The sequence below is a fragment of the Pseudomonas syringae genome (assembly GCF_000737245.1).
Classification (GTDB): domain Bacteria; phylum Pseudomonadota; class Gammaproteobacteria; order Pseudomonadales; family Pseudomonadaceae; genus Aquipseudomonas; species Aquipseudomonas syringae_J.
Window position 1 is genome coordinate 33,611 of record NZ_JPQU01000109.1, and the last position, 22,776, is coordinate 56,386.

At 57.7% G+C, this 22,776-nt stretch carries 25 protein-coding genes and 2 pseudogenes; 11 read left to right on the top strand and 16 right to left on the bottom strand.

Annotation, left to right across the window (positions count from 1 at the left end; all coding sequences use genetic code 11):
• Positions 1–234 precede the first annotated feature (234 nt).
• Positions 235–2,013, top strand: coding sequence for an ABC transporter transmembrane domain-containing protein (locus tag IV01_RS00660; RefSeq protein WP_032631911.1), 1,779 nt, complete (start codon positions 235–237; stop codon positions 2,011–2,013).
• A 141-nt stretch (positions 2,014–2,154) separates the two neighbouring features.
• Here the strand turns inward: IV01_RS00660 and IV01_RS00655 are convergent, their stop codons facing one another.
• Positions 2,155–2,436 carry a pyrimidine/purine nucleoside phosphorylase gene (locus IV01_RS00655; RefSeq protein ID WP_032631913.1) on the bottom strand — a complete coding sequence of 94 codons (282 nt, stop codon included), beginning with the start codon at positions 2,434–2,436 and terminating at the stop codon, positions 2,155–2,157.
• Positions 2,437–2,525: 89 nt separating this feature from the next.
• Positions 2,526–3,068 (bottom strand): exonuclease domain-containing protein, encoded by a 543-nt coding sequence (locus tag IV01_RS00650; RefSeq protein WP_032631914.1) that lies wholly within the window; start codon positions 3,066–3,068, stop codon positions 2,526–2,528.
• A gap of 306 nt (positions 3,069–3,374) precedes the next feature.
• On the opposite strand from IV01_RS00650, the gene IV01_RS00645 reads away from it, so the two are divergent.
• Positions 3,375–4,169: a substrate-binding periplasmic protein gene (locus IV01_RS00645; RefSeq protein WP_050508087.1), complete on the top strand. Its 795-nt coding sequence runs from the start codon at positions 3,375–3,377 to the stop codon at positions 4,167–4,169.
• A 54-nt stretch (positions 4,170–4,223) separates the two neighbouring features.
• Here IV01_RS00645 and IV01_RS0125690 read toward each other — a convergent pair whose 3' ends face one another.
• On the bottom strand, positions 4,224–4,391 hold the full coding sequence (locus tag IV01_RS0125690; RefSeq protein ID WP_032631916.1) for a DUF2897 family protein: 168 nt from the start codon (positions 4,389–4,391) through the stop codon (positions 4,224–4,226).
• A gap of 85 nt (positions 4,392–4,476) precedes the next feature.
• Complete coding sequence (eat, locus tag IV01_RS00640; RefSeq protein WP_032631917.1) at positions 4,477–5,841, bottom strand: ethanolamine permease; 1,365 nt, start codon at positions 5,839–5,841, stop codon at positions 4,477–4,479.
• Positions 5,842–6,121: 280 nt separating this feature from the next.
• On the opposite strand from eat, the gene pyrF reads away from it, so the two are divergent.
• A complete protein-coding gene (gene pyrF, locus IV01_RS00635) occupies positions 6,122–6,823 on the top strand; it encodes an orotidine-5'-phosphate decarboxylase (protein ID WP_032631918.1) in 702 nt (233 codons plus the stop codon).
• A 123-nt stretch (positions 6,824–6,946) separates the two neighbouring features.
• Here the strand turns inward: pyrF and IV01_RS00630 are convergent, their stop codons facing one another.
• Positions 6,947–7,951, bottom strand: coding sequence for an NADP-dependent oxidoreductase (locus IV01_RS00630; RefSeq protein WP_032632066.1), 1,005 nt, complete (start codon positions 7,949–7,951; stop codon positions 6,947–6,949).
• Positions 7,952–8,222: 271 nt separating this feature from the next.
• Between IV01_RS00630 and IV01_RS0125695 the strand changes: the two genes are divergently transcribed.
• The 4 genes and pseudogenes from IV01_RS0125695 to IV01_RS27640 all read left to right on the top strand — a co-directional run.
• Positions 8,223–9,695, top strand: a complete 1,473-nt coding sequence (locus tag IV01_RS0125695) for a mechanosensitive ion channel family protein (RefSeq protein WP_050508088.1) — start codon at positions 8,223–8,225, stop codon at positions 9,693–9,695.
• Between the two features lie 83 nt (positions 9,696–9,778).
• Positions 9,779–10,708: a S66 peptidase family protein gene (locus IV01_RS00625; protein WP_032631920.1), complete on the top strand. Its 930-nt coding sequence runs from the start codon at positions 9,779–9,781 to the stop codon at positions 10,706–10,708.
• Between the two features lie 219 nt (positions 10,709–10,927).
• Positions 10,928–11,998 (top strand): annotated as a pseudogene (locus IV01_RS27635) (HAMP domain-containing protein); the annotation flags it as partial.
• Between the two features lie 267 nt (positions 11,999–12,265).
• Positions 12,266–12,859 (top strand): annotated as a pseudogene (locus tag IV01_RS27640) (methyl-accepting chemotaxis protein); the annotation flags it as partial.
• A 153-nt stretch (positions 12,860–13,012) separates the two neighbouring features.
• On the opposite strand, the gene IV01_RS00615 reads toward IV01_RS27640, so the two are convergent.
• On the bottom strand, positions 13,013–14,212 hold the full coding sequence (locus tag IV01_RS00615) for a benzoate/H(+) symporter BenE family transporter (RefSeq protein ID WP_032631922.1): 1,200 nt from the start codon (positions 14,210–14,212) through the stop codon (positions 13,013–13,015).
• Between the two features lie 301 nt (positions 14,213–14,513).
• The gene (locus IV01_RS00610) at positions 14,514–14,972 is read right to left on the bottom strand and encodes a MarR family winged helix-turn-helix transcriptional regulator (protein WP_032631923.1); all 459 of its coding nucleotides are present in this window, start codon (positions 14,970–14,972) and stop codon (positions 14,514–14,516) included.
• A gap of 82 nt (positions 14,973–15,054) precedes the next feature.
• Between IV01_RS00610 and IV01_RS00605 the strand changes: the two genes are divergently transcribed.
• From IV01_RS00605 to IV01_RS00595, 3 genes are read left to right on the top strand one after another with little or no spacing between them, the layout of a single operon-like run.
• On the top strand, positions 15,055–16,221 hold the full coding sequence (locus tag IV01_RS00605) for a PLP-dependent aminotransferase family protein (RefSeq protein ID WP_032631924.1): 1,167 nt from the start codon (positions 15,055–15,057) through the stop codon (positions 16,219–16,221).
• Positions 16,222–16,254: 33 nt separating this feature from the next.
• On the top strand, positions 16,255–16,857 hold the full coding sequence (locus tag IV01_RS00600) for a glutathione S-transferase family protein (protein ID WP_032631926.1): 603 nt from the start codon (positions 16,255–16,257) through the stop codon (positions 16,855–16,857).
• A gap of 58 nt (positions 16,858–16,915) precedes the next feature.
• Entirely contained in the window at positions 16,916–17,290 is a 375-nt protein-coding gene (locus IV01_RS00595; RefSeq protein ID WP_418903575.1) for a lysozyme inhibitor LprI family protein, read from the top strand.
• A 21-nt stretch (positions 17,291–17,311) separates the two neighbouring features.
• Here the strand turns inward: IV01_RS00595 and IV01_RS00590 are convergent, their stop codons facing one another.
• The 9 genes from IV01_RS00590 to IV01_RS0125705 form a co-directional block, all read right to left on the bottom strand.
• Complete coding sequence (locus tag IV01_RS00590) at positions 17,312–17,683, bottom strand: glutathione S-transferase N-terminal domain-containing protein (protein ID WP_032631928.1); 372 nt, start codon at positions 17,681–17,683, stop codon at positions 17,312–17,314.
• Between the two features lie 81 nt (positions 17,684–17,764).
• Positions 17,765–18,310 carry a GTP cyclohydrolase I FolE gene (gene folE / locus IV01_RS00585; RefSeq protein WP_032632068.1) on the bottom strand — a complete coding sequence of 182 codons (546 nt, stop codon included), beginning with the start codon at positions 18,308–18,310 and terminating at the stop codon, positions 17,765–17,767.
• A gap of 22 nt (positions 18,311–18,332) precedes the next feature.
• On the bottom strand, positions 18,333–19,544 hold the full coding sequence (locus IV01_RS00580; RefSeq protein ID WP_032631929.1) for a tyrosine-type recombinase/integrase: 1,212 nt from the start codon (positions 19,542–19,544) through the stop codon (positions 18,333–18,335).
• 235 nt (positions 19,545–19,779) lie between these two features.
• On the bottom strand, positions 19,780–20,007 hold the full coding sequence (locus IV01_RS00575) for a hypothetical protein (RefSeq protein WP_032631930.1): 228 nt from the start codon (positions 20,005–20,007) through the stop codon (positions 19,780–19,782).
• A gap of 55 nt (positions 20,008–20,062) precedes the next feature.
• On the bottom strand, positions 20,063–20,230 hold the full coding sequence (locus IV01_RS26800; RefSeq protein ID WP_154232299.1) for a hypothetical protein: 168 nt from the start codon (positions 20,228–20,230) through the stop codon (positions 20,063–20,065).
• Positions 20,227–20,493, bottom strand: coding sequence for a hypothetical protein (locus IV01_RS0125700; RefSeq protein ID WP_154232300.1), 267 nt, complete (start codon positions 20,491–20,493; stop codon positions 20,227–20,229). Before IV01_RS0125700 ends, IV01_RS26800 begins: the two co-directional genes overlap by 4 nt.
• Before the next feature lie 220 nt (positions 20,494–20,713).
• Complete coding sequence (locus IV01_RS00570; RefSeq protein WP_032631932.1) at positions 20,714–21,361, bottom strand: hypothetical protein; 648 nt, start codon at positions 21,359–21,361, stop codon at positions 20,714–20,716.
• A gap of 142 nt (positions 21,362–21,503) precedes the next feature.
• A complete protein-coding gene (locus IV01_RS00565) occupies positions 21,504–21,863 on the bottom strand; it encodes a hypothetical protein (protein ID WP_032631933.1) in 360 nt (119 codons plus the stop codon).
• A 133-nt stretch (positions 21,864–21,996) separates the two neighbouring features.
• Positions 21,997–22,323: a hypothetical protein gene (locus tag IV01_RS0125705; RefSeq protein WP_032631934.1), complete on the bottom strand. Its 327-nt coding sequence runs from the start codon at positions 22,321–22,323 to the stop codon at positions 21,997–21,999.
• A 103-nt stretch (positions 22,324–22,426) separates the two neighbouring features.
• Here IV01_RS0125705 and IV01_RS00560 point away from each other — a divergent pair, with 103 nt between their 5' ends.
• Positions 22,427–22,618, top strand: coding sequence for a hypothetical protein (locus tag IV01_RS00560; RefSeq protein ID WP_032631935.1), 192 nt, complete (start codon positions 22,427–22,429; stop codon positions 22,616–22,618).
• Positions 22,619–22,776 lie beyond the last annotated feature (158 nt).

Consider the following 22,776-nt stretch of genomic DNA (forward strand, 5'->3'; position numbering starts at 1 on the left):
TCCGCCGTGACATCACTCAGCACATCAAACGCCGTTTACTCCACCAGAATTGGCAGAAAATCGCCAGCCTTTGCGGATGACATTCGTCACCTGCCGGGTTCGCCAACGATCATATTCATGCTGACTGGCGCTTATCGCCAGAGTTCATTAGCCGCCGCTGTACGGTAACTAGCCAAAGCCTGTCTTTATGGGTGTAGGCTTTGCCGCTTCAGCCTTTGCAGCAGGTTCACTTTCATGGCTTCATTGCTTTCCAGTCGCCAGCGTCAGGCCATCCGTCTTGCCGCCCGCTTTGTTGCGCCTTACCGCTGGCAGGCCATGGGCGCGTTGCTTGCGCTGATCGTCACGGCCGGTATCACCCTGTCCATGGGGCAAGGCATCAAGTTGATGGTCGATGAGGGTTTCGTGACTCGCTCGCCTCAGCTGCTCAATCAGTCCATCGGCCTGTTCATGATGCTGGTACTTGGCCTGGCCGTGGGCACCTTCATGCGCTTCTATCTGGTTTCGTGGATTGGCGAGCGGGTGGTGGCGGATCTGCGCAAGAAGGTGTTCGATCATCTGGTCGATCTGCATCCAGGCTTCTATGAAAATAACCGCAGCTCTGAAATTCAGTCCCGGTTGACCGCGGATACCACGCTGCTGCAATCGGTGATCGGCTCATCGCTGTCGATGTTCCTGCGCAACGCACTGATGGTCATCGGCGGCATCGCGTTGCTGTTCATCACCAATCCCAAACTCACCAGTATCGTGGTCGTGGCGCTGCCACTGGTGCTGGCGCCGATTCTGATTTTTGGCCGTCGGGTGCGCAGCCTGTCACGGGAGAGTCAGGACCGGGTGGCGGATGTCGGTAGTTACGTTTCCGAGGCGTTGGGCCAGATCAAGACGGTTCAGGCCTACAACCACCAGCAGCAGGACAAGCAGCGTTTCGCCCGTACCGCTGAAGACGCTTTCCAGACGGCTCGCAAGCGCATCCTGCAGCGTTCGTGGTTGATTACCCTGGTGATCGTCCTGGTCCTGGGGGCGGTGGCCGTGATGTTGTGGGTCGGCGGGATGGACGTGATCGAAGGGACGATCTCCAGCGGTGAGCTGGCAGCGTTTGTGTTTTACGCGCTGATTGTCGGCAGTGCTTTTGGCACTTTGAGCGAGGTGATTGGCGAGCTGCAACGGGCCGCCGGTGCTGCGGAGCGTATCTCCGAACTGCTGCAGGCAAAAAGTCATATCACGCCGCCTGACAGCAATTTACTGCGTCTGCCGGAGCGGGTAGACGGTCGGCTTGAGCTGGATGCGGTGAGCTTTGCCTATCCGTCCAGGCCCGAACGCAATGCCGTGGATAACCTGACTTTGAGCATCAATCCAGGAGAAACCCTGGCGCTGGTAGGCCCTTCAGGGGCAGGGAAATCAACATTGTTTGATTTGTTGCTGCGCTTTTACGATCCGCAGCAAGGCCGGATTTTGCTTGAGGGACTGCCTATTGCGCAGTTGGACCCGGCAGACCTGCGCCGCTGCTTCGCCCTGGTGTCCCAGACCCCGGCGCTGTTTTTCGGCAGCGTTGAAGAAAACATCCGATATGGCAACCCCGGCGCCACGTCGGAGCAGGTCGAAGCCGCCGCACGCATCGCTCACGCCCATGAGTTCATTCTGCAAATGGCTGACGGCTACCAGACTCATCTGGGCGACGGCGGTCTGGGGTTATCCGGTGGGCAGCGACAACGGCTGGCCATCGCCCGGGCATTGCTCGTGGATGCTCCGATTCTGCTACTGGACGAAGCCACCAGCGCGCTGGATGCGCAAAGCGAACACCTTATTCAGGAAGCGTTGCCGAGCCTGATGAAAGGGCGCACCACCCTGGTGATCGCGCATCGGCTGGCGACCGTACAGAACGCGGACCGTATTGCAGTGATTGATCAGGGGTGTCTGGTGGCGATTGGCACGCACCGGCAATTGATCGCCAGCAACCCGCTTTATGCACGACTTGCGGCGTTGCAGTTCACTGCTCGGGGGGAAACGGTGGTTTGAAGCCGGGCTGAACTGTAGGAGCGCGCTTGCCCGCGATGGCTTTCTTAAAGGCGACTAATTCGCTGACTTTAGAATTGAATCGCGGGCAAGCGCGCTCCTACAGGTTTTCTGTCTTTCGCATGAAAGCGCCGTGTCAGTGACTCAGCGGTACTCACACAGATAAGCAGTATCCACAGCTACTTTCAGCTGGAATTTGCTGTTGGCCGGTACATTGAACTGGTCGCCGGTGGCGAAGGTTTCCCAGTCGCTGCTGTCTGGCAGTTTCACGCTCAGGCTACCGGAGATGACATGCATGATTTCCCGCTGTGCGGTGCCAAACTCGTATTCCCCGGCGGCCATGACACCGATGGTGGCCTGACCTTCAGCCTGACTGAACGCGATGGATTTAACGGTGCCGTCGAAGTATTCGTTGACTTTGAACATGGCGATTCCTCGAAAGTGGGCTGAAAAGGGGGCGGCCAGTATGCCCAAGCTTTAAAACCCCGTCATCAGCTTTAGGCCGGGCATTTCACTCAATTGGGCAGAATCAGCGGCAGCAATCGCGCAGTGTTGCGAGCATCGACCAGGGCGCGATGTTGCTGTCCGCTGAACTGCATTCCCGCTAGCTGCAAAGCACCATTCAGCCCGGGCGCGCGCTGCAATTGGCGCGCCTGAGCGAAGCGTTGCTTGAGGTTGACGTGGGGCAGGGTGGTGAGAATGCTGGTCAGCTGATGCTGACGCCATTCCAGCTCCAGCTGCTGGCGATCGTAGTCGCCCCAGCTTGCCCAACCGACGATCCGCGCCCGATGATGCCCAAGCCAGCGCTCGAACATAGGCCAGACTTCGGTCAGCGGCGCTGCGCTGTCGATACTGCTCTGGCTGATGTGGGTCAGTTCCCGACAGAAATGGGTCAATAGCGGCCGACGCACTGGCCGCACGAAACGCTCGAAGTGATCCAGCTCACGTCCGTCCTGATTGACGAGGGTGGCGCCGATTTCGATGACCTCCATTTCCGCCACGGGCCAGCCACCTTCCTCGGTCGTGGCCTCCAGATCAATCACCAACCAGTGCGGCATGTGAAGCTCCTATCCCAGAGTCGTTAATCCATTTCGAGCTAGCGTAGCCATATTCAGTCATTGACGTCCAACGGCTGGGGCTGGCATTACCGATAACCGGCCCTGACTGACGTTTTCGTCCTGGCTGGCTAATACATCGACACTCGATCCGTCTATCGGTGCCCTGATGATGGCATTCAGTGAAAAATGAGCCATCTTTCTACCTTTGGTTAATTGTCTATTTGGTCAATAAAGCCTACGGTATCTGATTTTCAGGGGTGCGCAGTCTTGAAGTCTTTGTCTGTGCAAATGGGGTGGCGAGCCTTGATGGCAGTCGTCGCCGCGACGTTGACCATGCAGGCCAGTGCTGTGCAAGTTGTACGCATCGGTGCCGCACATTTTCCGCCTTATACCATCCGCCCCGAACGCGGTGCCGATACCGGACTATTACCCGAATTGATTGCGGCCCTTAATGAGGTGCAGAAGGATTTCCAGTTTGTTCTAGTGCCTACCTCGATCCCTCGGCGCTTCCGGGATTTCGAGCAGGGGCGCATCGACATGGCGATCTTCGAAAACCCTGACTGGGATTGGCAGCACATTCCCCACGAAACCGTCGACATGAAGCTTGAAGACGCCGAGATTTTCGTCGCCCGCAAGACCTCGGGGCGTGGGCAAAGCTATTTTGATGAGCTCAAAGGCAAGCGTCTTGCGCTGTTCAGCGGTTATCACTACGCATTCGCTCAATTCAATGCGGACCCGAAATACCTGAGCGAGAAGTTCAACGCTACGCTGACTTACTCCCATGACAGCAACTTGCTGATGATTCTGCGTGATCGAGCGGATATCGCGTTGGTCACTCGCTCATACCTGAGCGATTTCATGGCGCGCAATCAAGAGCAGGCCCGTCAGTTATTGGTGTCGGAGCGGGTCGATCAGACCTATCGGCATTTCGCGCTCCTACGCCCGCAATCCCCGATCAGCGGTGTCCAGTTCGACACGTTGCTGCAGCAGCTGCGGGAGAATGGGCAAATGCTTAGGATCTTCCAGCCGTTCAGGATTGCTGTGCTGCCGATGGAAAGCACTCGCGCGGTCGCTGGAGACAGGGCTCAGGAGTCACGCTGAACAACCACGTTAAAACAACAAGGCGGCGCATCTGATGCACCGCCTTGAGCGTTTTCAGCGGTCTTTAGCTTCTTTGGCATCCATTTCAGCATTGCGCTCGTGGACACGTTTGAGCTGTTCTTCGGTCAGCGGAACCTTCTGTGCTGATTGACGCAGCATCATCAAGCCTCCGACGATCGAGCCAATCGCAACCAGCAAAATCAACCAGGCATACCAGGGCATAAGGTTCTCCTTTTATGTCACCGTTTGAGCAGCGCGGCTGCTCAATGGTTCAAGTGTAGTCCTATGCACCTTTACCGGTTGCGATTTACAAGCCGGTCAGCATGGCATCAGCCGGGGCTTCGGCTCGGGATTGCGCGGTCAGGCTGAAGTAAATGAAGCCTACGGCCATGAAGCCCAGGAAGATAAGGCCGATCAGCATGTTGAACCAGGCCATGGCAATCAGGCATACCACAGCCAGCGCCAGAGCGATGCCGGGTACGATCGGGTAACCTGGCGCACGGAAGGTGCGTTCCAGCAGCGGCTCGGTTTTGCGCAGTTTGAACAGGCTGAGCATGCTCATGATGTACATCACGATGGCGCCAAACACTGCCATGGTAATCATCGCTGCGGTGAGGGTCATGCCGCTCAGGTTGATCAGGCCGTCGCTGTAGATTGCAGCGATGCCGATCACGCCGCCCGCGATGATGGCGCGGTGGGGCGTCTGGAAGCGTGACAGTTTAGCCAGCCCGGACGGCAGGTAGCCGGCGCGAGCCAAGGCGAAGAACTGTCGCGAGTAACCCAGAATGATCCCGTGGAAGCTTGCCACCAGGCCGAAAAGGCCGATCCAGACCAGCATGTGCAACCAGCCAGAACTTTCCCCGACCACGGTTTTCATAGCTTGCGGCAGTGGATCGTTGATGTTCGACAGTGTGCGCCAGTCGCCGACGCCGCCCGCGAAGAACATCACGCCAATGGCCAGGATCACCAGGGTAAGGATGCCGCTGATGTAGGCCTTAGGGATGGTGCGCTTGGGATCCTTGGCTTCTTCCGCGGCCATGGCAGCGCCTTCGATGGCCAGGAAGAACCAGATGGCGAACGGGATGGCCGCGAACATGCCGGCGATCGCTCCTGGCCCGAAGGTGCTCGAACCCGCCCAGCCATTGAGGGCAAAGTTGCTAAAGCTGAAGGCTGGCGCGACAACACCCATGAACACCAGCAACTCGGCCACAGCCAGCACGCAGACTACCAGCTCGAAGGTTGCGGCCAGCTTCACGCCAAGAATGTTCAGAGTCATGAATACGATGTAGGCACCGACCGCCGCGTGTTTGGGGTCCAGAGCGGGAAACTGCACGTTCAGGTACGCACCGATGGCCAAGGCAATGGCCGGAGGCGCAAAAACAAATTCAATCAGCGTGGCGAGGCCTGCAATCAACCCGCCTTTCTCACCAAACGCCCGGCGGCTGTAGGCAAACGGCCCGCCTGCATGGGGAATTGCGGTGGTCAGCTCGGTGAAACTGAAAATGAAACAGGTGTACATCGCCGCGACCATCAGCGAGGTCACGAGGAACCCCAGGGTTCCGGCGACACCCCAGCCATAGCTCCAGCCAAAATATTCGCCCGAGATCACCAGACCGACCGCGATCCCCCACAGATGCAGCGTGCCCAGTGTGGGCTTGAGTTGCGTAGTCATTTTTTTCTCCCTGAGTCGATCAAAGCATCGAAACATCCTGTTGCAGTCACCATGCCAGTCAGCGAACCACTGTCGTATTGGTCCAGAAAACGTCGTTTGTAGAACCGTTCTCGTTTGCAGGACTTACGATGGTGCAGCTTTGGTGCGTGAAAGTGTTGGCAGCGTCTGATTTAGGGCGCGTTCATGGCGCTGTATCGGTTCAGCTCGGCGGATCGATTACCGTCCGCCGACAGGTTCGGCTACAATGCGCGCCGATTTCGACCTACCAGAGAACCCGCTCATGTCCGTCTGCCAGACTCCTGTCATCGTCGCCCTGGATTTCCCGACCCGTGACGCCGCTTTGAAGCTGGCCGATCAGCTGGATCCGAAACTTTGCCGGGTAAAAGTCGGCAAGGAGCTGTTCACCAGCTGTGCGTCGGATATCGTGGAAACCCTGCGGAACAAGGGTTTTGAAGTGTTCCTCGACCTGAAATTCCATGACATTCCCAACACCACAGCGATGGCTGTCAAGGCTGCCGCCGAGATGGGTGTGTGGATGGTCAATGTGCATTGCTCCGGTGGACTGCGCATGATGGCGGCCTGCCGAGAAGTGCTTGACCAGCGTACCGGCCCGCAGCCGTTGCTGATTGGCGTGACGGTACTGACCAGCATGGAGCGTGAGGATTTGGCCGGGATCGGTCTGGATGTCGATCCGCAGGTACAGGTATTGCGGCTGGCAGCCCTGGCTGAAAAGGCCGGCATGGACGGGTTGGTCTGTTCCGCCCTGGAAGCCCAGGCACTCAAGGCTGCGCATCCTGCGCTGCAACTGGTCACCCCGGGTATTCGCCCTAGCGGCAGCGCGCAGGATGACCAACGCCGTATTCTGACGCCGCGTCAGGCGCTGGATGCCGGTTCCGACTATCTGGTGATCGGTCGTCCGATCAGCCAGGCTGCCGACCCGGCCAAGGCGCTGGCGGCTGTGGTGGCTGAGTTGGGGCTGTAAGTACTCCACAAATCCCTGTAGGAGCGCACGAGCAGCGCGAGGCCGCAATGGCTGTGTGTAGACACGCCGCCATCGCTCGCCTCGTAACCTCGGTGAGCTCCAGCAGGTCCTGCGTTTCTGCCTCTAGACCTTCAACACCAACTTTCCGAAATTCTCGCCCTTGAACAGCTTCTGCAGAGTTTCCGGGAAGGTCTCCAGTCCGTCGACAATGTCTTCGCGGCTCTTGAGTTTGCCTTCGTTCATCCAGCCCGCCATTTCCTTGCCTGCGGCAGCAAACTGGCTGGCGTAGTCCATGACCACGAAGCCTTCCATGCGCGCGCGATTGACCAATAGTGACAGGTAGTTGCTCGGGCCTTTAACAGCGGTGGTGTTGTTGTACTGACTGATGGCACCGCAAATCACCACCCGAGCCTTGGGAGCCAGCCTGCTGAGCACGGCGTCGAGAATGTCACCGCCGACGTTATCGAAATACACGTTCACACCATTCGGACATTCGCGCTTCAATCCGGCGGCGACATCCTCGTTTTTGTAATCGATAACCCCATCAAAACCCAATTCATCTATCAGCGACTGGCATTTTTCCTTGCCGCCCGCGATACCCACCACCCGGCAACCTTTGATTTTGGCGATTTGCCCGGCAACGCTGCCGACGGCACCCGCAGCGCCTGAAATCACCACTGTATCGCCACTTTTGGGGGTGCCCACTTCAAGCAGGGCGAAGTAGGCCGTCATCCCGGTCATGCCCAGCGCGGAAAGATAGCGCGGCAGCGGTGCGAGTTTCGGGTCGACTTTGTAAAAGCCTTTGGGCTCGCCGAGAAAATAGTCTTGAACGCCCAACGCACCCTGCACGAAATCACCCACGGTGAATTGGTCGTTTTCCGAAGCTATAACTTCACCGACCCCAAGCGCACGCATGACCTCGCCGAGACCCACAGGTGCAATGTAGGACTTGCCTTCGTTCATCCAGCCGCGCATCGCGGGGTCCAGGGACAGATAGTGATTCTTGACCAGGATCTGCCCGGCAGTCAGCTCGCCGACCGGGACTTCCTGATAGGTGAAGTCTTCACGGCTGGCCGCGCCGGTGGGACGTCTGCTGAGCAGAAATTGACGGTTGGTCTGGGTGGTCATGGCAGGTCCTCGAATGAAGGCGAAAGATTCATTGAAGTCGCTAACGTGCTGGCCCACAAGTGAAGGTTGATCAGCGAATGCGCGGTGATCCAGTTCGATGATGGGCAATCGGTGGCTTTGAAAACGCATAACCCGTAGCTCACGAGCGACGCGAGGCAGCGATGGCGTTTTAGCAGGCACGCCGCTATCGCTGCCTCGCGTTGCTCGTGAGCTCCTACAGGGCTAGGCTCTCCCGCATCGGTCACTCTTGCCGATGGATTGGAGCTTGTCGATGGACGCCCCGTGGATTGCATTTCCTTTCATCAGTGCCTCGCTGATTCTGCTGGTGGACATGACCCTGTGGCATTGGGTGAAGCCTGGTTGGCTGCGCTGGAAGATCGTCGGCCGTCTGGTCCTGTTTCTAATGTTCAGCAAGGTGCTGCTGGACGCTGGCCTGAGCCCTCTGGGGATGGTTTCCACTGAACTGCCTCTGTCACGTCATGTGCTGGCGACGGTGCTGAGTATTGCCTGGTGGCTGTTTGGTGCGCGAACGCTGACGGTATTGACCAGTGTGGTGCTGGCGCCACGTATTGGCGGCAAGGGTCATTTATTACAGGACGTGCTGAGCGCCATCATCTTTCTGGTTGCAGTGGTTGCTGCTGCCGCCTATGTGCTCGATTTGCCGGTCAAAGGGCTGCTGGCGACTTCCGGCGCAGTGGCGATCATCCTTGGCCTGGCTTTGCAGAGCACCTTGAGCGACGTGTTTTCCGGCATCGTGCTCAATGCCACCAAGCCGTTTCGGGTCGACGACTGGATCAGGGTCGATGACATCGAAGGCAAAGTCATCGAGATCGACTGGCGCTCGACGCATCTGCTAACGGCCGAGGGCAGCATGGCGGTGATCCCCAACGCGATGGCTGCCAAGACCCGCATCGTCAATTTCAGCCGGCCAGATCATTTCCACTCGTTCACTTTGAAGCTTGAGCTGACGGTTCGGCTGCGTCCCAAGCTGGTGCTGGATTCCATCGACAAGGCGCTGCAGGGTTGCCGGGAACTGTTGCCCCAGCCGGCTGCCAGTGCGGTAGTGGTGAAGGCCGGGCTGCGCAGTGTCGAGTACGAGGTCACCGGCTACGTCAAATCCCGTGACCGCCGTTCTGCGGTGCGCAACCAGTTGCACGATTTGATCTATCGCCAGCTGGCCGCCAGCGAACCCCGCCAGGATCAGGCGCGGCCAGCGACGCGGATGTCGGCAGTGCTCAATACCGTGGGTGCATTGCGCATGTTGAGTCATGCCGATCTGGCTGAGCTGGAACGCCATATGCACCTGGTTATCTTCGCCCCTCGGGAAGTCATTCTCGCGGGAGGAGTAGTGCCGGACTCGCTGTACATCATCGAGTCGGGTGTTGTTTCCGTCTCTCTTGAGCGGGCCGATGGCTGGTTAGAGGTGGGGCGGATGGGGCCGGGAGAGTTGCTGGGGGAAACCGGGTTTGTCGATCAGTCGCCGACCTTGGGACGATCCTGTGCGCTCACCGATTGCATGGTCTATCGCATCGCAATCTCAGAGCTGGAACCTTGGGTCAAGGATCACCCCGAGCTGCGCGGAGCGTTGGCCGGCCTGGCGAAATTTCGCGCCGCAGCGCGGTCAGCGATGCTTGAGAGCAAGCCTGTGGCACCCGACTCGCCGGGCTTCCTGCGCTGGTTACGAAGCAGTGTTACGCGCCTGCAAGCCGCGCGTGGTAAGCGCTCCAACGATAAGCTCAGCTAAATAGCGACCGTTAATGATGCAGGTAGATCATTAGTGGCTTGTGCACTACATTGAGCTACTTACTTGAAGCTTGAGTCGGCCTGATGTTCTCCAATTGTCTGCAAACCCTTTATCCAAACGTGCTGCGTGCAGGTGACGCAGTGGCGCTGGTTTCCCCCGCGGGCCCGGTGGCTGCCGCTAAAGTCGAAAGTGCCGCGCAGGTCCTGCAAAGCTGGGGCCTAAAGCCCCGGATCTACCCTCATGCGCTGGACACCCATTCTTTCTACGCCGGCACAGATGAGCATCGGCTGGCGGACTTTAACGCAGCACTGGCTGACCCTGATATCCGGGCGATTTTCTGTAATCGCGGCGGCTACGGCGCACAACGTATCGTCCAGGGGCTGGATTTCGATGCCGTGCGACGTGATCCGAAGCTGGTGATCGGCTTCTCCGACATCACTGCCATCCATGAAGCGCTGTGGGTTCATGCGCGACTGGCGACCATTCATGGCCCTGTGGCTGCGCAATTTGAACGCGGTGGCGTCTTCGCCAGCAGTGTCTGGCACGCGACCATGAGCACCGCACCGGTACGGGTCACAGCCGATGCGACCGAGCCGACGTTCAATGTCCGCACCAGCGGCGCGGCCGAGGGCATTCTCCTGGGTGGCAATCTTTGCATGCTCAGTACCAGTGTCGGAACGCCCTTCATGCCGGATCTGACTGGCGCGATTCTGTTGATCGAGGAAGTGAACGAGGCGGCTTACCGGGTTGATCGTATGCTGACCCAACTACTTAACAGCGGCGTACTCAATGGCGTCGTGGGCATAGCACTCGGGCAATTCACCGAGCCCAAGACGTCTGGCGCCATCACGCCTTCCAGCGTGCTGATGGAGCGCCTTTGCGGGCTGGGTATTCCACTGGTGGGCGGCTTTGCCATTGGCCATGGTGACGTCAATCATGCGGTGCCATTGGGCACTCAGGCCTCCCTTGACGCAGATTCGGGCACTTTGCTGGTCGCTGCCGCGACGCGCTGACCGCCGAGAAACTTCAAGCCTGCCCGAAACATCCTGAAAACGACGCCCGCATAGCTAATTGCCATTATTTGGGCGTCAACATCTTGTATATCCCCGGCCTCGTTGCGAATCTGCATGATTCTTGAATGGCCATTTGAAAAGGCCTTCGGGGCATCGCTATTCCAATGGGGAATGATCGCTATGATTTCGGCCGTGCAAGCACGTTTCGCCAATCTCGGGATGGCGAAAAAACTCGGTGTGGGTTTCTTCCTGGTTTTGCTGTTGACCGCTGTGGTGGCAGCTATTGGAGTTTGGTCGCTGAAGAACATCAGTGGCCACTTCGATGACCTCAAACAGATGTCCTCCCTCAACAGTGAGCTGCTCAAGGTTCGGTTGCTGGAGCAGGATTATGCGTTGCGCAGTGACCCTAAGGTCGCCGAACAACTCCACGCCGGTATCGATCAGCTCAATGCGCAGGCCGAGCAGCTCAAGAGTCAGTCGCCCGCCACTCAGGTAATGATGAGTCAGGTCCAGCAAGCGCTGGCAGACTATCGAAAGTCCTTTGATCAGTTCGTGGACATCAGCCAGAGCAAGGATCTGGCCCTGGAAATGGCCAGTTGGTCAGTATCCAGTGTTGCCAATAACCTCGACGTTCTGCAGTCAGGTCTGACGGATGACGGCACCTATGGCCTCAAGGACTCCAAAGGCGAGCAGGGTGCGGAGTTCATTGAGCAGGCTAACCAGGTCAGCCAGGTTTCCAAACTGATGATGCAGGCAATGGATGAGGCCCGGGTGCGTCTGGACAAGAGCCGCAAAACCGGCTCGGGTGACGAGGTCAAAACCGGCAAGATCGAACAGGCCGATGAAGCACGGGCGCTGGCAGAAGAGCTCAAGGGGCTGATCAAGGATGACGGTTATCTCACGGTCATCGGTGAGGTCAGTACCCACATCGTCAATTTCACCGACAAACTCAATGAGTACACCGGGCTGCTTGCCGATGAGGCGAAGGTATCCTTGCAGCTGGCCGCCAACGCCCGGCAAGTGGTGGAACTGGTGAACCAGGCCTATGCCGCAGAAGACCACTCGATGCAGACGCAATTGCAGACCAATGCGATGCAGATCATCGGTTCATCCATCGTTGCGCTACTGGTGGGGTTGATTGCCTCCATGCTGATCACCCGCTTGATCGTCAAGCCGTTGCGCAGTGTCATTGGTATCGCACAACGTATCGCCGCAGGAGATTTGAGCGGGCATATCGAGGTTTCTCGCCGCGATGAAATCGGCCAACTGATGCTCGCCATGCAGCAGATGGGCGCGGGGTTGAGTAGCATTGTCAGTGGTTTGCAGGCAGGCATCGAACAGTTGGCCGCTTCTGCGCATTCTCTTTCAGCTGTGACTGAACAGACCAATCGCGAAGTCAGCAGCCAGCAAGAGGAAACCGAACAGGTCTCCACGGCCATGAATCAGATGACCGCCACTGTCCATGACGTCGCCCGTAACGCAGAAGAAGCGGCACTGGCCGCGCAAAGCGCCGATGACAAGGTTGATAGCGGTCAGGCCGTGGTGCGCCAGAGCCTGCAGCGGATCGAGCAACTGGCCAGTTCGTCTGCATCGGCCAGTCACAGCATCGAGAGTCTGAGCGCCGAGATTCAAAACATCGGTGTGGTGTTGGGTGTGATCAAAAGCGTGGCAGAGCAGACCAACCTGCTTGCGCTCAACGCCGCCATTGAAGCCGCTCGGGCTGGCGAGCAAGGCCGCGGCTTTGCTGTCGTGGCTGATGAAGTGCGGGCCTTGGCCAAGCGCACTCAGCAATCCACCGAGGAGATTGAGCGTCTGGTCAGCAGTTTACGCAACAGTGCGTCGGCTTCGGTCACACAAATACAGAGCAGCGGCGAGCTGGTGAAGCTGGCGGTCAGCGATGTGCTGCAAACCGAAAGCGCCTTGGGCAGCATCGCTTCGGCGGTATCGATGATCCAGCAGATGAATCAACAGATCGCTGCCGCAGCAGAGGAGCAGACCTCGGTGGCTGAAGAGATCAACCGCAGCGTCACGAACATCCGTGCCAGCGCCGATCAATCCGCCTTAGCCATGCGCGGCAACGCGGCCTCAAGTATTGAGCTTGCGTCACTGGGGACGGAGTTGAAGGGGATGGTGGGGCATTTCAGGCTGTAGCCCTTTGAGACGCTCGGTCCCGGCGCAAAACTCTGTAGGAGCGAGCTTGCTCGCGATAGGTTTTTTACAGTCGATAAACGATCGTCTGGTCTGACGCCATCGCGAGCAAGGTGGAGCGCCACCCCGGTCACTCCTACAGAAGATGGTTTTCCATCAGGTAGCGCGGGTTTTACCCCCATTGAGGATCATCAACGTCAGCACCCCCGCAACAATCCCCCAGAACGCCGAGCCAATCGAAAACAGCGTCAATCCGGAGGCGGTCACCATGAACGTGATGAGGGCGGCTTCGCGTTCCTTGGGTTCATTCATGGCAACGGTCAGGCCGTTGATGATCGAGCCGAACAGCGCCAGAGCTGCAATCGACAGCACCAGCTCTTTGGGAAACGAGGCAAACAAGGCGGCCAGCGTGGCGCCGAAGATACCGGCAATGGCGTAGAAGATTCCACACCAGATCGCCGCGGTATAGCGCTTGTCACGATCCTCGTGGGCGTGTTCGCCGGTGCAGATTGCCGCGCTGATTGCCGCCAGATTGATGCCGTGTGAGCCGAACGGGGCGGTCAATAGCGAGGCGATACCTGTCACCGAAATCAGTGGCGAAGCGGGCACCTGATAGCCGTCGGCACGCAATACCGCAACGCCTGGCATGTTTTGCGAGGTCATGGCCACCACAAACAGCGGGATGCCGATACTGACAGTGGCAGCAAAAGAAAACTCAGGCGAGGTCCAGACCGGCAGGGCGACTTCCAGTGCAAAGCCGCTGAAGTCGAGCAATCCCAGAAAGCCCGCCAGCACTGTACCGACCAGCAGCGAAGCCAGCACCGCGTAACGCGGCGAGACGCGTTTGACCAGTAAATAGGTGAAGAACATGCCCAGTACCAGCCCGGTGCGATGCTGCGCGGCGACGAATATCTCGCTGCCTATCTTGAACAGAATACCTGCCAGCAAAGCAGCGGCCAGCGAAGCAGGAATGCGCTTGACCAGGCGCTCGAAACTGCCAGTCACGCCGCAAATGATCACCAGCACCGCACTGGTGATGAACGCGCCAATGGCCTCTGGATACGCCACGCCGCCCAGGCTGGTGATCAGTAATGCCGCGCCGGGTGTTGACCAGGCGACAGTGATCGGGGTGCGGTAGCGCATGGAAAGGCCGATGCTGCACACCGCCATGCCCATGAACAGAGCCCAGATCCACGACGAAATCTGCGCCGTCGTCAGCCCCGCTGCCTGGCCAGCCTGAAACATCAGCACTAGCGAGCTCGTGCAGCCGGTCATCATGGCAATGAACCCTGCGACCACTGCGGCAGGGGAAGAATCGGCCAGCGGGCGTAAACGGGCAGGGGAGGAGGTAGTCATCGAACGTTCCTTGAGTTCAATCAGCGACAGAGCTTCAGCCTAAACGTAGTGGTTACAAGGTATTGCGATACAGCGGTGGACGCATGTGTCAGTACAGTTCAAAAAGCGCAATGGATCAGTATGCAGCGCCCGGCAGGAGCCAACTTGTTGGCGAGACATTGGTACTGCGGGTTACATCGCATGCCTGTGGGAGCGAATTCATTCGCGAAGACGGTAGTGCAGCCAAGGGAGATGTATCGACTGAACGGGCCCCTTCGCGAATGAATTCGCTCCCACAAGAAAAATATTCCGATCCGGCTGTCTAGCCAGCTGGCTTCACCCCTTTCTGCAAGGTTTCGCCCAGCGCCAGGTTGACTTGCAGCCAGCCGTCCACCGCCTCGCGTCCGGCTTCCGCGAAGACACGTTGCAGCAGCTTGACCTGCTCACGTCGCAACGCCTGTTCGAACTTCAGGCCTTCTTCGGTCAGCGCCAGCAGGCGCTTGCGCTTATCGTTTTCAGGCGCCGCGCTCTTTACCAGATCCATGGCCATCAATTGGCGCAGCGGAGCATTGAGTGCCTGCTTGCTGACGCCCAGCACACCGAGCAGCTCTTTCACGCTCAAACCGGGATAGCGCGCGATGAAAAAGACAATGCGTTGATGCACCCGGCTGAAGCCTCGGCGATCAAGCATTTCGTCGGCCTTGGCGGTGAATGCCTGATAGCCGAAGAAGAAGGCTTCCATGGCAATTTGCTGTGAAGCTGCATTTTTAAGGTCAAGCATATTGACGTATCTATGTCCGGCATCGTAATTTCGGTCAACCAGTTTGACTCATTTCCAATTATTTCGGCTAGCGGTGATCAATATGGCTTTCTCCGAGCGCGTTTCCCGTCTGAAAAGTTCTTTGATTCGTGAAATCCTGGCGGCTGCGCAGCGTCCTGAGGTCATGTCCTTCGCCGGCGGGCTGCCCGCCGAAGCAATGCTGCCCAAGGTGGAGTGGGCCGATATGCCGGTTGCGCTGGGCCAGTACGGAATGAGCGAAGGCGAACCCGAGTTGCGCGAAGCACTGGCTGCCGAAGCGCGAGCCATTGGTCTGCAGTGCGATGCCAGCCAGGTACTGATCGTCAGTGGGTCGCAGCAGACCCTGGACCTGGCGGCCAAGTTGTACATCGACAAAGGTACCCAGGTGATTCTGGAAGCGCCGACCTATCTGGCCGCGCTGCAGATTTTCCAGCTGTTCGGGGCTGATTGCCTGACTGTCCCTCTGCAAGCCGACGGCCCGAACTTGTCAGTCCTGCGCCAGCAGCTCGAGCAGCACAAACCAGCGTTCGCCTACCTGATACCGACCTTTCAGAACCCGTCTGCCGTACGTTACAGCGAGGCCAGCCGCGATGCGGTGGCGGCGATGCTCGATGAGTTCGACGTGACCCTGATTGAAGATGAACCCTATCGCGACCTCACATTCGATGGCGGCAGTGCCACGCCGATCGCCAGTCGCTTGAAGCAGGCCAGTTGGATCTACACGGGGACGGTCTCGAAAACCCTGTTGCCGGGCTTGCGGGTCGGCTATCTGATTGCCAGCCCGGATCTGTTTCCGCTTCTGCTGCGTTTGAAACAGTCGGCAGATTTGCACACCAACCGTCTCGGGCAGTGGCAGGCGTTGCAGTGGATCGGCACCGAGCACTACCGCGAGCATTTGCAGGAGCTACGACGCTTCTACCGCGTACGCCGCGATGCCTTCGACGTTGCGCTGCAAAAGCATTTTAGTGATCTGGCCGAGTGGAACAGTCCTCAGGGTGGTCTGTTCTTCTGGCTTACGCTGAAGCAGCCAATGGATACCCGCACGCTGCTGAAGGCAGCACTGGAGCAGAATGTGGCGTTCATGCCCGGCGAGCCGTTCTTTGCTGATCCGAATGCCAATCCCGGTTACTTGCGGCTGAACTTCAGCCATATTGACCCTGCGCGTCTGGACGAAGGCCTTAAGCGCCTCGCGGGCGTGGTAAGGCGGGCTCGATTGGAACAAGCGGCGTAAGCAGGCGAGAACAGTATTAAAAGGAGCAAGACCATGTATAAGGTTTACGGCGATTACAACTCGGGCAACTGCTACAAGGTCAAGCTCATGCTCAGCCTGTTGGGTGTGGAGTATGACTGGGTTCCAGTGGATATTCTGAAGGGCGAAACTCAGACCGCCGCCTTTCTGGAGAAGAACCCTAATGGCAAGATTCCGGTTCTGGAGCTTGAGGATGGCACCTGCCTTTGGGAGTCCAACGCGATTCTCAATTTTCTCGCCGACGGCACCCACTACCTGCCGACCGAGCCGCGTCTGCGCACTCAGGTTCTACAATGGCAGTTCTTTGAGCAGTACAGCCACGAGCCGAGCATTGCTGTGGCCCGCTTCATCGAGTTCTATCTTGGGTTGCCTGAAGAGCGACTCAAGGAATACCGCTCGTTGCAGAAAGCCGGGTATCGCGCCTTATCAGTGATGGAGCAACAGCTCAAGCGCACACCATTCCTGGTGGGCGAGTCTTTCTCCATCGCCGACATCGCCCTGTATGCCTATACCCATGTCGCCCATCAAGGCGGTTTCGACTTGACACCTTATCCCGGTATCCAGCACTGGCTGACGCGGGTGAAGGAGCAATCTGGATATGTGGAGATGCTGGACTGAAACCTGCCGGCAGGCGGCTTAACGAAAATTTTGAAAGGAATACCAAGTGCGGTTATCTATGATTGCAGTGCTGACACTGATGGCACTGGGAATAGGTTGTTCGGCCCAGGCCGAAGAGTGCGATGCCAATCAAGCAGCAATGAATGCGTGTGCTGGCAAGCAGTTGTCGGCGCTGGATGCTGATCTGAATAAACAATACAAGGCGCAGATGGCGTATCTGAAGAGCCCGGCGCAAAAGCAGGCGCTTAAAAATGCCCAGCTCAAGTGGATCGCTTTTCGGGATGCCGACTGTCTGTATCAGGTGGGCAAGGCTGAGAATTCCGGCTCGATCTGGCCGCTGCAGCAATCTCAATGCCTGGCTGAGCACACCAAAGTGCGGGTCGAACAGTTGAAGGGCTATGTGGCGTGTCGGCAGGAAGGCTGCCCGAACTGATGTCGGGCAACCGTTGACGCGTCAAACGGCGGAGAAGCGCTGATTCAGATAATCGATGATGACTTTGGACTCATACATCCAGACAGTCTTGCCTGCCTCCTCGATGCGCAGGCAAGGCACTTTGATCTTGCCGCCTTCGTTGAGCAGAGTGTTGCGATCCAGTTCGTTGTTCTTGGCATCACGCAGTGCTACCGGGACGTTCAGACGACGCAAGGTGCGGCGGGTCTTGACGCAGAACGGGCAGGCGTTGAACTGATAAAGACTCAGGCCCTGCGCAGATTGATCAACGGCCGCCTGGGCTTGCGGCGTGCGCTGCTTCTTTGCGGGGCGGGTCAGAAAATCAATGAGGATGACCAGTTGGCCAAGACCAACCCTTAATGCCTTGATGAACACTGTTTGAACCTCATGTTGAAGGGCGATCACGGTGTGATCGCGAGGCCCGGCGATTGCTATAGCAGCCGGGCAGGGCGCTGATTACTTGATCAGGCTGAGGAATTCCATGCGGGTCGCGGCGTTTTCGCGGAACTCACCCAGCATTACCGAGGTGATCATCGACGAGTTCTGCTTCTCGACACCGCGCATCATCATGCACATGTGCTTGGCCTCGATCACCACGGCCACACCCAACGCGCCGGTTACCTGCATGATGGCTTCAGCAATCTGGCGGCTCAGGTTTTCCTGAATCTGCAGGCGACGGGCATACATATCAACGATGCGCGCAACCTTGGAAAGGCCCAGCACTTTTCCGTGGGGGATGTAGGCTACATGAGCCTTGCCAATGAACGGCAGCAAATGGTGTTCGCACAACGAATACAGTTCGATGTCCTTGACCATGACCATTTCGCTGGCGTCGGAGCTGAACAGAGCACCGTTGGTCACTTCTTCCAGGGTTTGCTCGTAACCGCGACACAGATACTGCATCGCTTTGGCAGCGCGCTTGGGGGTGTCGAGCAGGCCTTCGCGGGATACGTCTTCCCCCAGTTGGCCAAGGATCGCGGTGTAATTCTGTTCCAGTGTCACAGGGGCTTGTTCCATAAGGGTTTCAGAGTGGTACGTCTTCGGGCTGTACCATTTTTGTACCAATCATGCTCAATTCGAGTTTTCCGAGCTCGCCCCAGTCTGTGCTGGAATTGAGCCATTTCGCGTACGTCGAAAGCAGCATTTGCACGCTGTGGCCCAGCTGATTGGCAATAAACGCAGGGTTCATACCTGCCATGAGGCACATAGTAGCGTAGGTGTGACGGCAGTTGTATTGTCGCCGCACTCTAACTTTCAAATCCTTCAGCGCTTGTTGGAAGTGTTTGTCGGTCACGCTGGCCTGTTGGATGAACTCGGAATTGCGTGTCGGGGGAAAAACGTAGGGGGATGTCCGACACAAGCGTTTAGGCTGTGACTCGCGCAGGGTCCGAACTTCCTTGGCCTGCTTGATGGCGTGCACGGCTCGACTGTTCAGCATAACCAGCCTCGAATCCTTCGTTTTGGTGCGCTCCTCAATCAAGCTGTCTGCGACGATACGACACACGTTAGCCACTCGCTTATCCTCGTCGATCTCATCCCAGCGCAGCGCAGCAATCTCGCCCGGGCGCATGCCGGTGTAGAACGAGAACTCAAAGTAGGCCGCGTAGATCCGCTTGGCGCCCGCCGATGTTGCATAGAGGTGGCTGATGATCGCGTCGGCCTCTTCGGTCGTGAATGGATCGACTGACTTCTTCACCCTGGCGGGCAGTTCGATAGACGCCGCCGGGTTGCGCTCAATGAGCCCATCCCTGAGCGCCGTCTCCAAAAGAGTACCGAGCCGCTGGATGGCTGCTCGCTTGGTAGTCGGCGACTTCCACTCGGTAGCTGCGATGATCTTTCGAAGCATCAGCGTGGTTATTTTCCGTAGGGGCAGCTTCGACAGCGAAGGCATCCAGTAAAGGTTCATGGAAATTCGATAGTTCTTGCGGGTGCCCTCGACCACCTCCCGACCATTCAGCCAAATCTGAGCGTACTCGCCGAACAGGTCGGATTTGTCAGTATCTTCGGGTTCGTAGCTCGACCGAGGGAACAGCTCGGCATAGCGCGCATCATCTAGCACGCCATGCTTTGCCAGGCTGATTACGTGAGCACGGAGATCGGCTGCTGATTTGATCCCTTTGGCCGTTTGCGGATAGGGGAGCGTTTCACAGCGCCGGGTTTTCCACGTGAAGCGGATTCGAATTGATTCACCAGCAAATTCAACTCCGGTGGGCAATCCCACTGGCTTTCTAGCCATGCCTCATATCTCCCCACGCTATAGAAGACGCGACCATCGACGGTGTTCCAGATTCCTTTTGGAATAACACCGCGCGCTCTTTTCCCTTCCAATGCTCGCTTGGTGGTGCCGATAATGGCAGCCATGCGAGCTTCAGATACCTTGTCCATTTCATGGTCGACGGCATTGTGCAGCTCACTTCCCATGGTTACACCTCATTTCTACTGCTCCGGGCCGCGCTGGGCGGCGGAAGGGGTTATGCGGACAGTTCAGATATTGCGTGCTCGACCGAAGCCGCTCGCGGCTCTTCTGCTCCGTAGAAGGATTCGCTTATAGCCCGCTGCTGAAGCCGGAACACTTCTTCCGTCGACTCCTCGTTTTCCGAAATAACTGGCAGGCCGAGCTGGCGTATTCGCTCAATCGAAACGCCTTCTGGAACGTCAAACAAAGTAGTGATGGTCGTGGTAACGGAAATTTGCGGCATGGGTGATACCTCTCCCGCCGATCACCGGCAGGCTGTATATAGAAGAAGGGAAGGGTTACTTGCTCTGCCGCAAAGCCTCAGCAGCACACAACCGGCCGTACTCGATCATCTGCTCAAGCGTGTAGCCCGGCACTTCGCGATCAGCGCCGATGAAGCCGGTGTGGCGCGGCGGGTATGGCAGGTCGATCTGAGGGGGGATAAGTTGTAGTTTGGTCTCGCTCATGGCTTCACCTTCACGCCAGCGGCCTCTATAGCTGAAACAACAGCACCCCCAAGAATCCATAACCGGTCAGGCAGCGCTGTTACCTTGTTTGCAGAAGACAGATCAATCACCACCGCCGCACGCGATGCCTGCCATGCCATCCATGCATCCATGGCGGACGGATAGACGTAGGATTCGCCTTCGAGGCTTCGGCGCTTTTCGATGTTCCAGCCCATCTGCTCGGCCCAAGCCTCAAACTCCTCACGCATCTTTTCATTGCTCACAGGCAATACCTCGCCACGCCGCATTCACGGCTGACTTAAATTAATGGATTCGGCCAGAACGGCCAGAAATTACTTTTTTCGAGAAGGGGTTACTGGATTCGATCAACACTCGGCGCAGGCATTTACATCCCATTGCAGCGCCATACTCCCCATTGATCGACTGTGCATTCAGTCCAGCGGGGAGGTTTGCCGTATTGGGCGGGGAAGTGGATTTGGTGGGTCATGGGTTAAGCCTGGAGATTTCGTCAAGTAGAGCGTTGTACTCATAATCCATATCGCTCAGATATGGGCTATCCGCGCTTGGCTCTTTGCGCGGAGGCAGCACCACCTTCGCCGTGGCGGGCTGGGCTTGGAGATAGACATTCAGGAGCGAGCCAACAGGTAGCTGTTCAATATCAAAACGCGCAACGGTAGCGGCAGGCAGAACCTTCCCACTCGGTATCTCTACCTGAATTGTTGCGCACGCCACAGGCTCGCCCTGCTGCGCCTTCAGCTCTGCGATGCAGTCATTCAGCTGACGAATGACGACGAGCTGCCTCTGATCCCAGTCGGCGCGCTCATCCAGCTCTGCGTCCAGCCGCTCAATATCAGCCAGCAGCGGGGCGACTTGGGCGCGATCAATCAGCTCGATGACCCTGTGACCTTCGCCCTCCAGCTTTCTCAGCGAGGCGTGATCGCGGGTCAGTGACCAGCACTGGATATTCCCGTTCTTCGCAAATGATGCGCAGGCCAGAACTTCAGGCTCCCCGCCAACCGCTAGCGTCTGCTCGGCAGGGTCACAGATCCCACAATGCTCGCTACGCGGCCGACCAACGCAGGCATGACAGACACGCCGCACCATCGCGCCGTGGGTTTTGGGTTGGTTCATGGTTTCACCTTTATTTCGCATTCGTCGCACCGATACACGACATGAGGTACAAGCGGCCCGAACAGCCAGAAGCGCTTTATCATGACGTTGTTCGGCCAGAGAGCGCCGAACTCGCCACATCTAGGACACACGCCAAATCTCTTCATGCCCCCGCCCCCTGTTCGCCTGTGGCTGGCGCGGACTGGGCGAGCACAACCTCCTTCAGCTTCTGCACGCGCGCGGTCATGGAAGTGGACATAAGCCCGCCGTCCAGCGCATCGACTACATCGCCAGCGCGGTGGACGAATGCGGCATTCCGCGCCTCGCTGACCTTGAGCCGAAGCTTGGTATCAACAAGCTCCAGCGTAGAATTCGGAAGCGTGTTGCGCAGCAAGTCCCGCTCATGCGAAACATCAGCCAGTTGCTGCCTCAGCTCATCAAAAACAGCTCCGGACACAAAATTACCGCTCGCCGTCGTTGAAAACCGCAGCTCTGTCGCGGTGTATCGCCTCACTTCATTCATTTCGATTCCCTTGCGTAAATGGCCTGGCGCTTCTTCGAGCAGGCGGTGTGATTGCCGGTAGCCCGCAGATAACCGCATTGGTCGCAGGCTGGGGAGGTTGTTAGGCGTGGTGTGGTGGGGCGGCGGAGGGCGGTCATTCAATAAACTCGTCGCCATCGCAGGTGCTCGGATAGCCGGCCTTTGCCAGTGCAACTACCTTTTCCGCCTGCTCGATCAGCTCGGGATACTGATCATTCCAGTTCTGCTTGTAGGCCTTGCCCAGCATGTCTTCGAGGCACTTGAGCATCTGGGGCGCAGTCCGCATCAGATAAGCGTTGGCCCAGCTCTCTTCGCCGATGACATGCTTGATGCCGTTGTGATCCATGGCTGCGATGGTGGCAATCTCTAACGGTTCGCCGTCTCGCTCGACGCAGATGCAGTAGTCCTGGCGATCAATGAGCCATTCTTCTTTCGTGTGCATGGGAAAGCTCCGAACAAGCGCAGCCCTCCCGATACCGGATGAGGTGGCGCAGATGAGTTAAGTTGGGTGAGCTACGCTTCATCGCTCACATTGAGGGATAGTCATGAGCGAAGATCGCGTAGAGGCGCTTGAAATGGCGCTGAAATACTTGGTGATAGTGATGATCGAACATGGCGTCGATCTGGCAGCAGTGAATGCCGTGGTGGCTGACAGGCTGTTGAAGTCGCCAGAGCGAAAGTATCTGGCGGCTCAGGCGGTTCTGGCAATTGAGGCCGCTGGCGCAGACGACACATAGCAGATCAGACCAAACTCTGCGGCCACCTCGAATATCTGGTTGAACGCCAGCCCATCATCCTCAAGCGAATCTCCATGCTCGGCGTCAAACTGCCACACCAACTGCCTGAGCGAATCGCAGCCAAGACAAAGCTTTGCGGCGTAGAAATCGCCATCCCA

Coding starts and splice junctions, on each gene's coding strand:
- IV01_RS00660 (WP_032631911.1), top strand. CDS start 235: ATGGCTTCATTGCTTTCCAGTCGCCAGCGTCAGGCCATCCGTCTTGCC.
- IV01_RS00655 (WP_032631913.1), bottom strand. CDS start 2,436: ATGTTCAAAGTCAACGAATACTTCGACGGCACCGTTAAATCCATCGCG.
- IV01_RS00650 (WP_032631914.1), bottom strand. CDS start 3,068: ATGCCGCACTGGTTGGTGATTGATCTGGAGGCCACGACCGAGGAAGGT.
- IV01_RS00645 (WP_050508087.1), top strand. CDS start 3,375: ATGGCAGTCGTCGCCGCGACGTTGACCATGCAGGCCAGTGCTGTGCAA.
- IV01_RS0125690 (WP_032631916.1), bottom strand. CDS start 4,391: ATGCCCTGGTATGCCTGGTTGATTTTGCTGGTTGCGATTGGCTCGATC.
- eat (WP_032631917.1), bottom strand. CDS start 5,841: ATGACTACGCAACTCAAGCCCACACTGGGCACGCTGCATCTGTGGGGG.
- pyrF (WP_032631918.1), top strand. CDS start 6,122: ATGTCCGTCTGCCAGACTCCTGTCATCGTCGCCCTGGATTTCCCGACC.
- IV01_RS00630 (WP_032632066.1), bottom strand. CDS start 7,951: ATGACCACCCAGACCAACCGTCAATTTCTGCTCAGCAGACGTCCCACC.
- IV01_RS0125695 (WP_050508088.1), top strand. CDS start 8,223: ATGGACGCCCCGTGGATTGCATTTCCTTTCATCAGTGCCTCGCTGATT.
- IV01_RS00625 (WP_032631920.1), top strand. CDS start 9,779: ATGTTCTCCAATTGTCTGCAAACCCTTTATCCAAACGTGCTGCGTGCA.
- IV01_RS00615 (WP_032631922.1), bottom strand. CDS start 14,212: ATGACTACCTCCTCCCCTGCCCGTTTACGCCCGCTGGCCGATTCTTCC.
- IV01_RS00610 (WP_032631923.1), bottom strand. CDS start 14,972: ATGCTTGACCTTAAAAATGCAGCTTCACAGCAAATTGCCATGGAAGCC.
- IV01_RS00605 (WP_032631924.1), top strand. CDS start 15,055: ATGGCTTTCTCCGAGCGCGTTTCCCGTCTGAAAAGTTCTTTGATTCGT.
- IV01_RS00600 (WP_032631926.1), top strand. CDS start 16,255: ATGTATAAGGTTTACGGCGATTACAACTCGGGCAACTGCTACAAGGTC.
- IV01_RS00595 (WP_418903575.1), top strand. CDS start 16,916: ATGATTGCAGTGCTGACACTGATGGCACTGGGAATAGGTTGTTCGGCC.
- IV01_RS00580 (WP_032631929.1), bottom strand. CDS start 19,544: ATGGCTAGAAAGCCAGTGGGATTGCCCACCGGAGTTGAATTTGCTGGT.
- IV01_RS00575 (WP_032631930.1), bottom strand. CDS start 20,007: ATGCCGCAAATTTCCGTTACCACGACCATCACTACTTTGTTTGACGTT.
- IV01_RS26800 (WP_154232299.1), bottom strand. CDS start 20,230: ATGAGCGAGACCAAACTACAACTTATCCCCCCTCAGATCGACCTGCCA.
- IV01_RS00570 (WP_032631932.1), bottom strand. CDS start 21,361: ATGAACCAACCCAAAACCCACGGCGCGATGGTGCGGCGTGTCTGTCAT.
- IV01_RS00565 (WP_032631933.1), bottom strand. CDS start 21,863: ATGAATGAAGTGAGGCGATACACCGCGACAGAGCTGCGGTTTTCAACG.
- IV01_RS0125705 (WP_032631934.1), bottom strand. CDS start 22,323: ATGCACACGAAAGAAGAATGGCTCATTGATCGCCAGGACTACTGCATC.
- IV01_RS00560 (WP_032631935.1), top strand. CDS start 22,427: ATGAGCGAAGATCGCGTAGAGGCGCTTGAAATGGCGCTGAAATACTTG.